Origin of the sequence: Microvirga sp. VF16 (genome assembly GCF_016864375.1) — a bacterium.
Lineage (GTDB): Bacteria > Pseudomonadota > Alphaproteobacteria > Rhizobiales > Beijerinckiaceae > Microvirga.
Window position 1 is genome coordinate 4,196,892 of record NZ_CP069354.1, and the last position, 12,653, is coordinate 4,209,544.

The following is a 12,653-nucleotide window of genomic DNA, read 5'->3' on the forward strand; positions in this document are numbered from 1 at the left end:
TGTTATCCCAAAGCTACCATCGCGGTCACGATCAAACCAGCACCAATGACCGCAACGAATCGATCGCCCATCGTGAGCGGCTCGACCTTACCCTGCGCCGCCATCTGGCCGATGATGAGATCGAGCACCAGCGACACGGCAAAGGGCCAGGCCGCCGGCGGTACGGCGGCCTGCTGCAGATGGGGCTGCTGCAACACGACGAACCCGATCGCGATGCCGGAGGCCAGCACCGCGACGATGTAGAGCAAGCGGACACGCGACAGAGCCATCATCGTCACGCCTGGCTCGCAGCCTTGTTGCCGAGCGCCGCCTGCGCGGCCGCAAGGCGGGCGATCGGCACGCGGTAGGGCGAGCAGGACACGTAGTCGAGTCCGACCGACTGACAGAAATGGATCGACGCCGGATCGCCGCCGTGCTCACCGCAGATTCCGAGCTTGATGTTGCTACGGGTTTTCTTGCCGCGCTCCACTGCGAGCTTCACCAACTCGCCGACCCCCTCCTGATCGATGGTCACGAACGGATCAGCCGGCAGCAGGCCCTTCTGCGTGTATGGGCCGAGGAACGACGCCGCATCGTCGCGCGAGATGCCGAGCGTCGTCTGCGTCAAATCGTTGGTGCCGAACGAGAAGAACTCCGCCGATTCCGCGATCTCAGCCGCACGCAGGGCTGCACGCGGCAGCTCGATCATGGTGCCGACCTGATACTCGACGGCGACACCGCTTTCCTTGGCCACGGCTTCCGCCATGGCGACGATGCGCTCCTTCACAAGGTCGAGTTCCGCCTTCGTCATCACCAGCGGCACCATGACCTCCGGCACGACCGGCCGGCCCGTCGTCTTGCCGGCTTCCACCGCCGCCTCGAAGATCGCGCGCGCCTGCATCTCGGCGATCTCAGGGTAAGCGACGGCCAGACGGCAGCCGCGGAAGCCGAGCATCGGGTTGAACTCGTGCAGCTCGCGGGCGCGGTGCTTGAGCTTGTCGACGGAGGCGTTCATGGCCCTTGCCACCTCCTCCATCTCCTCTTCCGAATGCGGCAGGAACTCGTGCAGCGGCGGATCGAGCAGGCGGATCGTGACGGGCAGACCGCTCATGATCGAAAACAGCTCGACGAAGTCCTGGCGTTGCATCGGCAACAGCTTGGCAAGCGCCGCCCGGCGGCCAGCCTCGTCGTCGGAGAGGATCATCTCGCGCACAGCAACGATGCGGTCGCCCTCGAAGAACATGTGCTCCGTGCGGCAGAGCCCGATGCCCTCCGCGCCGAAGTTGCGCGCGGTCTTGGCGTCGAGCGGCGTTTCCGCGTTGGCGCGCACCTTCATGTGGCGCACCTTGTCGGCCCAGCCCATGAGGGTGGCGAACTCGCCCGACAGCTCCGGCTGCAGCATCTCCACCTGGCCGAGCAGCACCTGGCCGTTGGAACCGTCAATGGTCAGCACATCACCCTTCTTCAGCGTCTGCCCCGCCACCGTCAGCGTCTGCTTGGCATAATCGACGCGGATCGATCCGGCGCCCGAGACGCAGGGTTTGCCCATGCCGCGGGCCACCACGGCGGCGTGCGAGGTCATGCCACCGCGGGTGGTCAGGATGCCCTCCGCCGCGTGCATGCCGTGGATGTCCTCAGGCGAAGTCTCGACGCGCACCAGAATGACCTTGTGACCGGCCTTCCTGGCCGCTTCCGCATCGTCCGAGTTGAACACGATCTCGCCGGACGCAGCACCCGGCGAGGCCGGCAGGCCGCTGGCGAGGATCTTGCGCTCGGCCTTGGGATCGATGGTGGGATGCAGCAATTGGTCGAGGGCCGCCGGCTCGACGCGGGTGATCGCCTCTTCCTGCGTGATCAGGCCTTCGCTTGCGAGCTCCACGGCGATGCGCAAGGCGGCTTTCGCCGTGCGCTTGCCGTTGCGGGTCTGGAGCATCCAGAGCTTGCCCGTTTCGACCGTGAATTCCATGTCCTGCATGTCACGGTAATGTTTCTCGAGGATGCCGTAGATGCGTACCAGCTCGTTGTAAGCCTCGGGCATCGCGCCTTCCATCGAAGGCTTGTCGGAACCGGATGCAATGCGGGCCTTCTCGGTGATGTCCTGCGGCGTGCGGATGCCCGCCACCACGTCCTCGCCCTGCGCGTTGATCAGGAACTCGCCGTAGAGCTCCTTCTCGCCGGTCGAGGGATTGCGGGTGAACGCCACGCCGGTGGCCGAGGTCTCGCCCATGTTGCCGAACACCATCGCCTGCACGTTCACCGCCGTGCCCCAGCTCGCCGGGATGGCGTGCAGCTCACGGTACTTGATGGCGCGGTTGTTCATCCACGAGCCGAACACGGCGCCGATGGCGCCCCAGAGCTGCTCCTGCGGCTCCTGCGGGAAGGGTTTTCCGAGCTCCTTCTCGACCAGCGCCTTGTAGCGCGGGAGAATGGCCTTCCAGTCTGCAGCACTCATGTCCGTGTCGAGGGTATAGCCCTTGCGGTCCTTGTACTCGTCGAGGATTTCTTCGAAATGGTGGTGCTCGATGTCGAGCACCACGTTGGAATACATGGTGATGAAGCGGCGATACGAGTCGTAGGCGAAGCGCTCGTCGCCGGCGCCCTTGGCGAGCGCCTCGACGGTGACGTCGTTGAGGCCGAGATTGAGCACCGTGTCCATCATGCCGGGCATGGAGGCCCGGGCACCGGAGCGGACGGAGACGAGGAGCGGATTGGCGGCATCGCCGAAGGTGCGGCCGGTGAGCTTTCCCACGAAATCCAGGGCATTGGCGACCTGGGTCTTCAGCTCCTCGGGATAGGAGCGGCCGTGGTCGTAGTAATAGGTGCAGACTTCCGTCGTGATGGTGAAGCCCGGAGGCACCGGCAGGCCTAAGTTGGACATCTCGGCCAGATTGGCCCCCTTGCCGCCGAGCAGGTTCTTCATTCCCGCCTGGCCCTCGGCCTTACCGTCCCCGAAGGTATAGACCCACTGCGTCATCGCTCGATCCCTTGGCTCTGAATACGCCCTGCTGCAGCGCAGGTGTTGGCTTGAAACATGTGGAGCCCAAACGCAAGCTGAACAGCCGAGGTTCCGGGAAATTTCAGGAGGGCAAGGTTCCAGCCACGAGCGCCCGACTGCCCCTGTCATTCCGGGGCCGCGCAGCGGAGCCCGGAATCCATAAACACGACGGCTCAAGGTGAGGCGATCCGCGTCGCGTATTATTCTGCATCGTCAGCGGCTATGGATTCCGGGCTCGACCTATGGTCGCCCCGGAATGACAGAGCTTTACCGGTTTAGGATGAGGTAGAGATCTTCCCATTCGGGGTTCATTTCCTCGATCAGACGGATCTTCCAGTCTCTCTGCCATTTCTTCAGAGCTTTTTCGCGGGTAATCGCCTCATCGATTCTTTCATAGGACTCATACCAGACGAGGCGAGTTACGTCGTATTTCGAGGTGAAGCCTTTGATAATCTTTGTCTTATGCTCGCAGATACGTCGCACGAGATCGTTCGTTACGCCGATATACAATGTACCATGGCGACCGCTTGCGAGCATGTAGACGTAATACGTCATGGCCCTAACGAAAAAGGCGGCCCGAAGGCCGCCTTGTCTCAAACCCGGTAGCGCCCGTTGCGCTTCACATAGACCGTCGTGCCGACGGGGACGCGCTCGTAGAGGTCGGCGACATCCTCGTTCAGCATGCGCACGCAGCCGGAGGAGACCTGTTCGCCGATGCTCCAGGGCTCGTTGGTGCCGTGGATGCGGAACAGCGTGTCGGCGCCGTTCTGGTGCAGATAGAGGGCGCGGGCGCCGAGCGGATTGTCGATCCCGGCTTCCATGTAGCGCGGCAGGTCCGGCTTGATGCCGACCATGGTCTTGGTGGGCGACCAGTTCGGCCACACGCCCTTGCGACCGACTGACGCAATGCCTCTCCAGGAGAAGCCCTGCTTGCCGACGCCGACGCCGTAGCGGATTGCCTTGCCCTCGGGCTGGACGAGATAGAGCATGCGCTCATCGATATCGACCACGATGGAGCCCGCCTTCTCGGGGCCCTTGTACTCGACCGTCTGGCGGGCGTACTTCGCCTCCATCTTGCGGCGGTCGACCAGCGGGATGTTGTGCGGCTTGTCCGGAATGGAGCCGATATACCAGGCGGAATCGCCCGCCGTGGCGACCGGCTGTTGCTGGGCGGTCTGGCAAGCAGCGAGAGGAGCGCTCAGAAGAGCGGCAATCAGGAGGCGTCGAATCATCATCGGTCTTCTGAATGAATCAGTTGCCGCCTACCTAGAGCCTAGGTGGCCAGTTGGCTGTGCCCCTCGCGCCACACCTTAACATGAATTAACTCCCGAGGATGGTCTCCAAGGAGGAGGGAACTTTCCTCTTTCGGATTGAGTGGATGTCCCTGCCGACGGACCCGAGCGGCCGTCGGCAGAGATTTCTATCCCTCGATGCGAGAGAAGTCCGCCACCGTGCGGGTCGCCTCGCGGATGTCGTTGAGGAGCCGCAGGCGGTTGGCCCGAAGCGCCGGATCCTCCGCATTGACGGTCACCTTGTCGAAAAACGCGTCCACGGGCTGACGCAGGCGGGACAGGGCGCGCATCGCGCCCTCGAAATCCTCTGCTTCGACAGCCGTCTTCGCCTCTTCCTTGGCCCCGTGAAGGACCACGGCGAGCGCCTTCTCCTCGATCTGCCCCTGATCGTTCACGATCTGAAGATCGGGTGCCTCGTTGTAGGAGCGGCCGTCCTTCTTCTCCTCGATGCGCAGGATATTGGCCGCACGGCGATAGCCCGCGAGCAGGTTCTTGCCGTCCTCCGTGTCGAGGAAGCGGCCCAGCGCCTCCACGCGGCGGACGATCATGAGCAGGTCATCCTGTCCTTCCAGCGAGAACACGGCATCGATGAGATCGTGGCGCGCACCCTGGTCGCGGAGATAGACTTTGAGGCGGTCGGCGAAGAACGAGAGAAGGTCGAGCGCGCGCACATACATGATGCGCGCCAGGCTCTCGGAATTCCCCAATTGCCGCTGCCGGAAGATGGATTCGAGATCCGGCAGCGTCGGATGATTGACGAGCCCGGCGAGAGCGCTGCCCTCGATGGCTTCCACAAGCTTCTTGGCCTGCATGAATTCCTCGAAGAGAACGTCCTTCGCGTCGCGAGCGAAGGGTTTCGCCAGCAGGGAGATCAGCGGCAGCTTGAGATTGTTCTCCAGCACCAGCCGGATCACGCCGAGAGCCGCGCGGCGAAGCGCATACGGATCCTTCGATCCCGTCGGCTTCTCGTCGATGGCCCAGAAGCCGACGAGCGTATCGATCTTGTCGGCAAGCGCCACAGCCACCGAGACTGGATCGGTCGGCACGCGGTCGGACGGACCGAGCGGCTTGTAATGCTCCTCGACGGCGGCTGCGATGGACGGGTGCTCGCCCTGCAGCGTCGCGTAATAGCGGCCCATCAGGCCCTGCAGTTCGGGAAACTCGCCCACCATCTCGGTGACGAGATCGGCCTTGGCGAGACGCGCGGCGCGCTCTGCGAGTTCAGGATCGGCACCGACGACAGGCGCCAGTTCCTTGGCCAACGCCGCGATGCGCTCCACGCGCTCGTATTGCGTGCCGAGCTTCTCGTGGAAGATGATGGATTTCAGCTTCTCCAGCCGGTCTTCCAGCTTCACCTTCTGGTCCGTCTCCCAGAAGAATTTCGCATCGGAGAGGCGCGCGCGCACCACGCGCTCGTTGCCGCCGACGATGGTCTTGCCGCCGTCGCTGGCGACGAGATTCGAGGTGAGCAGGAACTTGTTGGCGAGCTTGCCGGTGTTGGGATCGCGCAGCACGAAGCATTTCTGGTTCGCGCGGATCGTGGTGCGGATCACCTCCGGAGGGATGTCGAGAAAAGCTTCGTCGAACGAGCCCATGAGCACCACAGGCCATTCTACCAGGCCGGCAACCTCTTCGAGCAGGCCTTCATCCTCGACGAGTTCGAGTCCTTGCGCGAAGGCGAGATCTTTCGCGTCGTGCAGGATCATGTCCTTGCGGCGATCGGTGTCGATCACGACCTTCGCGCGCTCCAGCGCCGGCGCGTAATCGTCGAAGCGCTTCACACGGATCTCGTCCGGCGCGAGGAAACGATGGCCCCTGGTGACATCGCCTGTGGTGATGCCATCGATGTCGAACCGCACCACCTCCGGATCCTCCGTCTCGGGCCCGAAGGTGCAGATGACGGAATGAAGCGGGCGCACCCAGCGGAGCGAGCCGGGCTCAGCGGACGCCGCGCCCCAGCGCATGGATTTCGGCCAGGGGAAGTTCTTGACGATGCCGGGCAGGATCTCCGCCAGCACGTCCGGCGTCGAGCGGCCGGGCTTCTCGATGATAGCGACGTAGAACTCGCCCTTCTTCGGATCGCTCTCGATCTTCGCCTGCTCGATGGAAGAAAGCCCCGCACCCTTCAGGAAGCCCTGGATCGCCGCATCCGGCGAGCCGACGCGTGGACCTTTGCGCTCCTCACGCACGTCCTGCCCCTTCACGGGCAAGCCTGCGATGTGCAGCGCCAGACGACGCGGCGTGGCGAAGGCCCTGGCGCCCTCATAGAGAAAACCACGCTCCACGAGCGCATCGGTCACAAGCTTCTTCAAATCCTCTGCTGCACGGCGCTGCATGCGGGCGGGGATTTCTTCAGAAAAGAGTTCGAGGAGAAGATCGGGCATCGGAGAACTTTATGTCTGAGGAAGGAAACGGATGGAGGCAGCAATCAAGCCGCCACGCCTCCGCCCTCGGTCTTCAGCCATGCGGCGCCGCAGGCTTTCGCCAGTTCGCGGACGCGCAGGATGTAGCTCTGGCGCTCGGTGACGGAGATCACGCCGCGGGCGTCGAGGAGATTGAACACGTGGCTGGCCTTGATGCACTGGTCGTAGGCCGGCAGCGCCATCAGATGGCGGTTATCGTTGGAACCGGGCTTCGGCTCGCCGTCCGCGAGATACTTGCGGCAGGCGGCTTCCGCGTCGCGGAAATGCCGGAACAGCATCTCCGTGTCGGCATATTCGAAGTTGTGGCGCGAATATTCCTGCTCGGCCTGCAAGAAGACATCGCCGTAGGTGACCTTCCGGTCGCCTTCGAGCCCATTGAAGTTGAGGTCGTAGATCGATTCCACGCCCTGCAGATACATGGCGAGGCGCTCAAGGCCGTAGGTCAGTTCGCCTGCGACCGGCGAGCACTCGAAGCCGGCCACCTGCTGGAAGTAGGTGAACTGCGACACTTCCATGCCATCGCACCAGCATTCCCAGCCAAGCCCCCAGGCGCCGAGCGTCGGGCTCTCCCAATCGTCCTCTACGAAGCGGATGTCATGGACGCTCGTATCGATGCCGATGGCTTTCAGCGAACCGAGATAGAGCTCCTGCAGGTTCGGCGGGTTCGGCTTCAGGATCACCTGGAACTGGTAGTAGTGCTGGAGTCGGTTCGGGTTCTCGCCGTAGCGCCCGTCCTTCGGGCGGCGGGAGGGCTGCACATAGGCCACGCGCCAGGGTTTGGGACCAAGCGCCCGCAAGGTGGTGGCCGGGTGGAACGTACCCGCACCGACCTCCATGTCGTAGGGCTGGAGGACGACGCAGCCCTGTTCGGCCCAGTAGCGCTGGAGCGTGAGGATGAGGCCCTGGAAAGAGCGCGCAGGGTTCATATGCGCGGGTTCGCTCGTCATGTCGGCGTCCGGTTTGTCTCAAAAATGTCAGGCGAACCCTTGGGATGATGGGCGGCCCAAGTCAAGCGCTGGGGCCATTTGGGAGCCTCGCAACCTCCGCACTGTCATTCCGGGACCGCGGAGCGGAGCCCGGAATCCATAACCGCTAACAACGCAAAAAGGGCGTGACGCTCCTCGCCCTGTCTTGAGACGTGGTGTTTATGGATTCCGGGCTCGGCCTTTGGCCGCCCCGGAATGACAGGGGCAGGCTTAAAGCCCCAGCCGCGCCCAGGCGGCCCTCTCTTCGAGGGCTCCCACTATCTCGCCGGGATCGATGAGGCTGCCCTGGTTGAGCGAACGGCGCCCCAGCAAGCGGCCGAGCAGCAGCGGGCGGGCGGGTTCGATCATGCGGAACTGGACCTTCTCGCCGAAGCGCTGGCGCAGGATGGTGCGGATATCGCCGAGACCGTCGATGAGACCGAGATCGACCGCCTCCGCTCCGACCCAGAAGGCGCCGGAAAACAGATCGTCATAGGAATCGTTGAGCTTTTCACCCCGGCGGTCACGGACGAGGTTCTCAAAGACTTGATGGATCTGGCGCTGGAGCCCTTTCAGGCGCACCACGTCATCCGGGTTCTCGGGCCGGAACGGATCGAGCATCGCCTTGCTCTTGCCGGCCGTGTGCACCCGTCGCTCGACGCCGATGCGCTCGATCAGCTCGTGGAAGCCGAAGCTCGCAGAGACGACCCCGATGGAGCCGACGATGGAGGCCGGATCGGCATAGATCTCATCCGCCGCGCAGGCGATCATGTAGCCGCCGGAGGCCGCCGCATCCTCCACGAAGGCGATGACGGGAAGTTTCTTCTCCTCCGCAAAGGCCCGAATGCGCTTGAAGATCAGGTGCGATTGCGCCGCCGATCCGCCCGGCGAGTTGATGACGAGCGCCACCGCCTTCGCGCCCGGCACCGAGAAGGCACGCTCCAGAAGTGGCGCCACGCTCGACATGGCGAGGCCCGTCCGCAGGGGCATGATGGCGCCGATGGGACCCGACAGGCGCACGACGGACACGATGGGATTAGGATAGGTGCGGTACTTGCTCGGAAGAAGGAATTGCAGACGTGCCGGAAGCATGGAGGAGAACGCTGTTTGTGCCATAGCCTCTATGTAGGGTGCACGGCCCGGCTTCCCAAGATGAACATACCGTTAGGGAAATTGTCGGTCTGCGTTCAGTTAAGACCGTTTAAATCTTCATCATGGACAACAGCCCGGTCGCGACATCGTTTCAGTCGGTGTCTGGGCGGAGTTGAGGAGAGAATGAATGCGTAAGCTGATGTTCGGCCTTCTTGGTTTTGCGGCCCTGGGATTCGGTGCACTGTCAGTACAGCCGGCTGAGGCGCAGCCCTACTATCGGGGGTATGGCTACGGGGGACCTGCGCCGGTTGTGACTGTTCAGTACGGGCGACCCTATTACGGACGTCGCTATTATGGACGTCCCTATTATGGGCGTCCGTATGGAGCTTACCGTCCCGTCCGCACCGCGCGCCGCTGCTGGGTCGAGTCGCGGCGGGCCTGGAATGGCTATCGCTGGGTGCGTCGTCCGGTCGAGGTCTGCCGTACGGTCGGCAGACCCGGCTATCGCTGGTAAATCGACTGAGGGCGCCGAAAGGCGCCCTTCTTCATAAGAGATTGGCCTCGCCCCGATGCAGGGCCTCGGCCTGCAGGGTGAACTGCCCGTCGGGACCATTCAGGATCAGCGGCGGCAGGATGCTCAAGGGAGCCCGGCTGCCTTTGATGCCGGAGATCAGGAAGCGAATCGCAGGCTTCTCGGCGCTCGGATGGACGAAGCGGAGTTCCAAGCCCCCGAGCCATTTTTCCAGAATATGAAGGCATTCAGCCACCCGATCCGCCCTGTGGATCATCACGAACCGGCCCTTGGGCTTGAGAAGCCCCGTGCAAGCCTTGAGCCAGGCCTCAAGACCACCCGCAGGGAGGGCATGAGCCGCCGCCCGGCCCCGGTCGGGCGAGATCCGGGCCTGTCCCTCCTCCAAGAAGGGCGGATTGGTGAGGACGAGATCGGCTCCTTCCGGATTGAGTCCCGCAGCCAGGCGCGAAGCCTTGTCCAGCACATCCGCGACCGCCACTTGGCCCTCAACACCGTTGTCCTGGCAGTTCCGGCGGCAGAATTCCGCGAGAGCCGGATCCCGCTCCACGAAGACGAAGCGCCCCTTCTTTTCTCTTGCCGCCACCATGAGACCGACGGCGCCGGTCGCCGCGCCTACATCTACGACCACATCGCCCGGCATTGCCGGGGCGGAGGCCGCGAGCAACACCGCATCGGTGCCGGCGCGGTGTCCCTTGGCCGGCTGGACGAGGTGAACGCGCTCGCCCAGCAATAAATCTTCCGTGATCTCAACCATGCCGCAGCTCAGCCTCTAACCCGGCATCGCTGATCAGGCGGCGCGCCTGCGCCAGATGATCCTCGGGCACGAGGATGCGGCGGGGGAAGGCGCCGATCATGCCCTCCAGAGCGCTCATATGCATGTCGGCGACGAGAACCGGGATATTGGCGTTTTCCAAGAGGGATTGTAGGAAGCCGATCAGAACGAGATCGTTGGTGCGGACGATTTCGACCATCGGCTTGAGATCCTTCCCCTGCGGTAAGCGTTTGCATTGCAGCATGGAAAGTGCCATGCCGGTGACTGATATTCCTACCGGCCAAACTGGCCGGCAACCCGGGTAGTGAGACGTGGGCGTCGTCGTTCCGTTCGAAGACAAGCATCCCGAGAAGAATGCGAGCATCGAGAAGCTCGTGTCCCTTGTGGCCTCCGACATGGAACGGGTCAATGCGATGATCCTGTCGCGCACGGGCTCCGAGGTCACGATGATCCCGGAAGTGGCGAACCACCTGATCTCCTCCGGCGGTAAGCGCCTGCGGCCCATGCTGACGCTCGCGACCGCCGGCCTCTCCGGCTACCAGGGTGACGGGCATGTGAAGCTCGCGGCCTCCGTCGAGTTCATGCACACGGCCACCCTCCTCCACGACGACGTGGTGGACGAGAGCGACATGCGCCGCGGCAAGATTGCGGCCCGAATCAAATGGGGCAATGAGGCGAGCGTGCTCGTCGGCGATTTCCTGCTCGGCCAGGCCTTCCGCATGATGGTGGAAGTGGGTTCCTTGCGCGCCCTCGACATCCTCTCCGCCGCCGCGACCGTGATCGCCGAGGGCGAGGTGATGCAGCTCGCCGCCGCCAAGAACACCGAAACGACCGAAGACGAATATCTCGCAGTCATTCGCGGCAAGACAGCGGAACTCTTCGCCGCCGCCTGCGAGGTCGGGCCCGTCATCGCCAGTCGCCCTAAGGCCGAACAGGCTGCCTGCCGTTCCTACGGCATGAATCTCGGCATCGCCTTCCAACTCGTGGACGACGCACTCGATTACGGTGGCAAGGCCGCGACGCTCGGCAAGAACGTGGGCGACGATTTCCGCGAAGGAAAAATCACCCTCCCCGTGGTCCTCTCCTTCCGTCGCGGCACGGACGAGGAACGCGCCTTCTGGAAGCGCGTGCTCGAACAGGGCGACATCGAGGATGCGGATCTCGAACAGGCCATTGCCATCATGCGCCGTCACCGCGCGCTGGAGGACACCGTCGAACGTGCCCGCCATTACGGCGCCATGGCCCGCGATGCGCTTGCTCTCTTCCCGTCGAGCCCGATGAAGCAGGCCCTGCTCGATGCTGTCGAGTTCTGCATCGCCCGAGCCTATTGAGCATAGCAGCTCTGTTCTTTTTACAGAACAAAACGGTTGACATAAAGTCCTGAAGCGGTAAAAACAATCTTGTTGTGAGGCGGCATTCGCCACCTCACGGCCGCGGCGATTTGAGACGAGCAGCTTGCCCCGCGTGACCAAAGGCTAAAGCGCCACGGGCGTATCTCCGCCTCGTGGTTCACGAGGATCGATGGCCATGACGCATCTTCAATTCACGCCTTCTTGTCAGCCTTTCCCGGCTGAACGCTGTCGTCGCATCGCGGCCTGAAATCTCCCAAACGCTCGAACAACCTGTCCGGCTTCGTGTTGAAGCCGCGACGAACTCTGTCTGAAAGAGACCTCCCATGTCCGTTTTCTCCCGTCGCACCCTGTTGTCCGCTTCGTTCGCCATCAGTGCCGTCGTTGCCGCCGCACTGCCGGCCACCGCCCAGCAGAAGAGCATCAAGGTCGGCGTCATGTCCGGCGCCGAGGAAGAAGTGGCGCAGGTCGTCAAGAAGGTCGCGGCCACGAAAGGTCTGAATGTCGAACTCGTGCCCTTCTCCGATTACGCTCTCGTCAACGAGGCGCTGGAGCGCAAGGACCTCGACGCCAACGCCTTCCAGCACAAGCCCTATCTCGACGCGCAGATCGCGGCCCGCGGCTACAAGATCGTCCCCGTCGGCTTCACCTTCGTGCAGCCCATCGGACTGTATTCGTCCAAGGTGAAGGGCGTCGCCGATCTACTGAGCGGCGCCAAGATCGGAATTCCGAACGATCCGAGCAATGGCGGCCGCGCGCTCAACCTGCTTGCCGCTCAAGGCGTGATCAAGATCAAGGACGGCAAGGGTCTGTCGCCGAGCCTGCTCGACATTGCTGAGAACCCGAAGAATGTGAAATTCTCCGAGCTCGATGCGGCGCAACTGCCGCGCGCCCTGCCCGATCTCGATGCGGCCGTGATCAACACCGACCACGCGCTCAATGCCGGTCTCGACATCCGCAAGGACACGATCGCGGTGGAGAAGCGCGAGGGCAATCCCTACGCCAACTTCATCGCCGCCCGTCAGGGCGACAACCGCTCGGAGATCAAGACCTTCGTGGAATCCTATCAGTCGCCGGAAGTCGCGAAGTTCCTGGAAGAGCGCTTCAAGGGCGCCATCATCCCGGCGTGGTAAGAAACGCTTCAATGCAACTCTGATATCTCTACGTCATGGCCGTCCCCGGACTTGATCCGGGGATCAGTCCCGGCCATTCACGTTTTAAGAACCTCAGCACAGCAAAGACGTCATCCCCGGG

Annotated in this window: 12 protein-coding genes; 3 read left to right on the plus strand and 9 right to left on the minus strand. The window is 63.2% G+C overall.

Annotated elements, in window-relative coordinates; genetic code table 11:
- Positions 1-2: 2 nt before the first annotated feature.
- The 7 genes from JO965_RS19625 to JO965_RS19655 form a co-directional block, all read right to left on the minus strand.
- A complete protein-coding gene (locus JO965_RS19625; protein ID WP_203440687.1) occupies positions 3-278 on the minus strand; it encodes a hypothetical protein in 276 nt (91 codons plus the stop codon).
- Positions 275-2,953, minus strand: a complete 2,679-nt coding sequence (ppdK, locus tag JO965_RS19630; protein WP_203440688.1) for a pyruvate, phosphate dikinase — start codon at positions 2,951-2,953, stop codon at positions 275-277. Before ppdK ends, JO965_RS19625 begins: the two co-directional genes overlap by 4 nt.
- 288 nt (positions 2,954-3,241) lie before the next feature.
- Positions 3,242-3,529: a GIY-YIG nuclease family protein gene (locus JO965_RS19635; RefSeq protein WP_203440689.1), complete on the minus strand. Its 288-nt coding sequence runs from the start codon at positions 3,527-3,529 to the stop codon at positions 3,242-3,244.
- A 38-nt stretch (positions 3,530-3,567) separates the two neighbouring features.
- Positions 3,568-4,209 carry a L,D-transpeptidase gene (locus JO965_RS19640; protein WP_203440690.1) on the minus strand — a complete coding sequence of 214 codons (642 nt, stop codon included), beginning with the start codon at positions 4,207-4,209 and terminating at the stop codon, positions 3,568-3,570.
- A gap of 185 nt (positions 4,210-4,394) precedes the next feature.
- Positions 4,395-6,650, minus strand: a complete 2,256-nt coding sequence (gene glyS / locus JO965_RS19645) for a glycine--tRNA ligase subunit beta (RefSeq protein WP_203440691.1) — start codon at positions 6,648-6,650, stop codon at positions 4,395-4,397.
- Positions 6,651-6,694: 44 nt separating this feature from the next.
- Positions 6,695-7,636: a glycine--tRNA ligase subunit alpha gene (locus tag JO965_RS19650; protein ID WP_203440692.1), complete on the minus strand. Its 942-nt coding sequence runs from the start codon at positions 7,634-7,636 to the stop codon at positions 6,695-6,697.
- A gap of 249 nt (positions 7,637-7,885) precedes the next feature.
- Entirely contained in the window at positions 7,886-8,770 is an 885-nt protein-coding gene (locus tag JO965_RS19655; protein WP_246776626.1) for a S49 family peptidase, read from the minus strand.
- A 163-nt stretch (positions 8,771-8,933) separates the two neighbouring features.
- Here JO965_RS19655 and JO965_RS19660 point away from each other — a divergent pair, with 163 nt between their 5' ends.
- Complete coding sequence (locus JO965_RS19660; protein ID WP_203440693.1) at positions 8,934-9,260, plus strand: hypothetical protein; 327 nt, start codon at positions 8,934-8,936, stop codon at positions 9,258-9,260.
- A gap of 31 nt (positions 9,261-9,291) precedes the next feature.
- Here JO965_RS19660 and JO965_RS19665 read toward each other — a convergent pair whose 3' ends face one another.
- Positions 9,292-10,032 carry a tRNA1(Val) (adenine(37)-N6)-methyltransferase gene (locus JO965_RS19665; RefSeq protein ID WP_203440694.1) on the minus strand — a complete coding sequence of 247 codons (741 nt, stop codon included), beginning with the start codon at positions 10,030-10,032 and terminating at the stop codon, positions 9,292-9,294.
- The gene (locus JO965_RS19670) at positions 10,025-10,249 is read right to left on the minus strand and encodes a DUF2007 domain-containing protein (protein WP_203440695.1); all 225 of its coding nucleotides are present in this window, start codon (positions 10,247-10,249) and stop codon (positions 10,025-10,027) included. The genes JO965_RS19665 and JO965_RS19670 overlap by 8 nt, the downstream gene beginning before the upstream one ends.
- Before the next feature lie 112 nt (positions 10,250-10,361).
- On the opposite strand from JO965_RS19670, the gene JO965_RS19675 reads away from it, so the two are divergent.
- Together JO965_RS19675 and JO965_RS19680 are read left to right on the plus strand one after the other, a co-directional pair.
- The gene (locus JO965_RS19675) at positions 10,362-11,381 is read left to right on the plus strand and encodes a polyprenyl synthetase family protein (RefSeq protein WP_203440696.1); all 1,020 of its coding nucleotides are present in this window, start codon (positions 10,362-10,364) and stop codon (positions 11,379-11,381) included.
- A 344-nt stretch (positions 11,382-11,725) separates the two neighbouring features.
- Positions 11,726-12,532: a MetQ/NlpA family ABC transporter substrate-binding protein gene (locus JO965_RS19680; protein WP_203440697.1), complete on the plus strand. Its 807-nt coding sequence runs from the start codon at positions 11,726-11,728 to the stop codon at positions 12,530-12,532.
- The last annotated feature ends 121 nt before the right edge of the window (positions 12,533-12,653 follow it).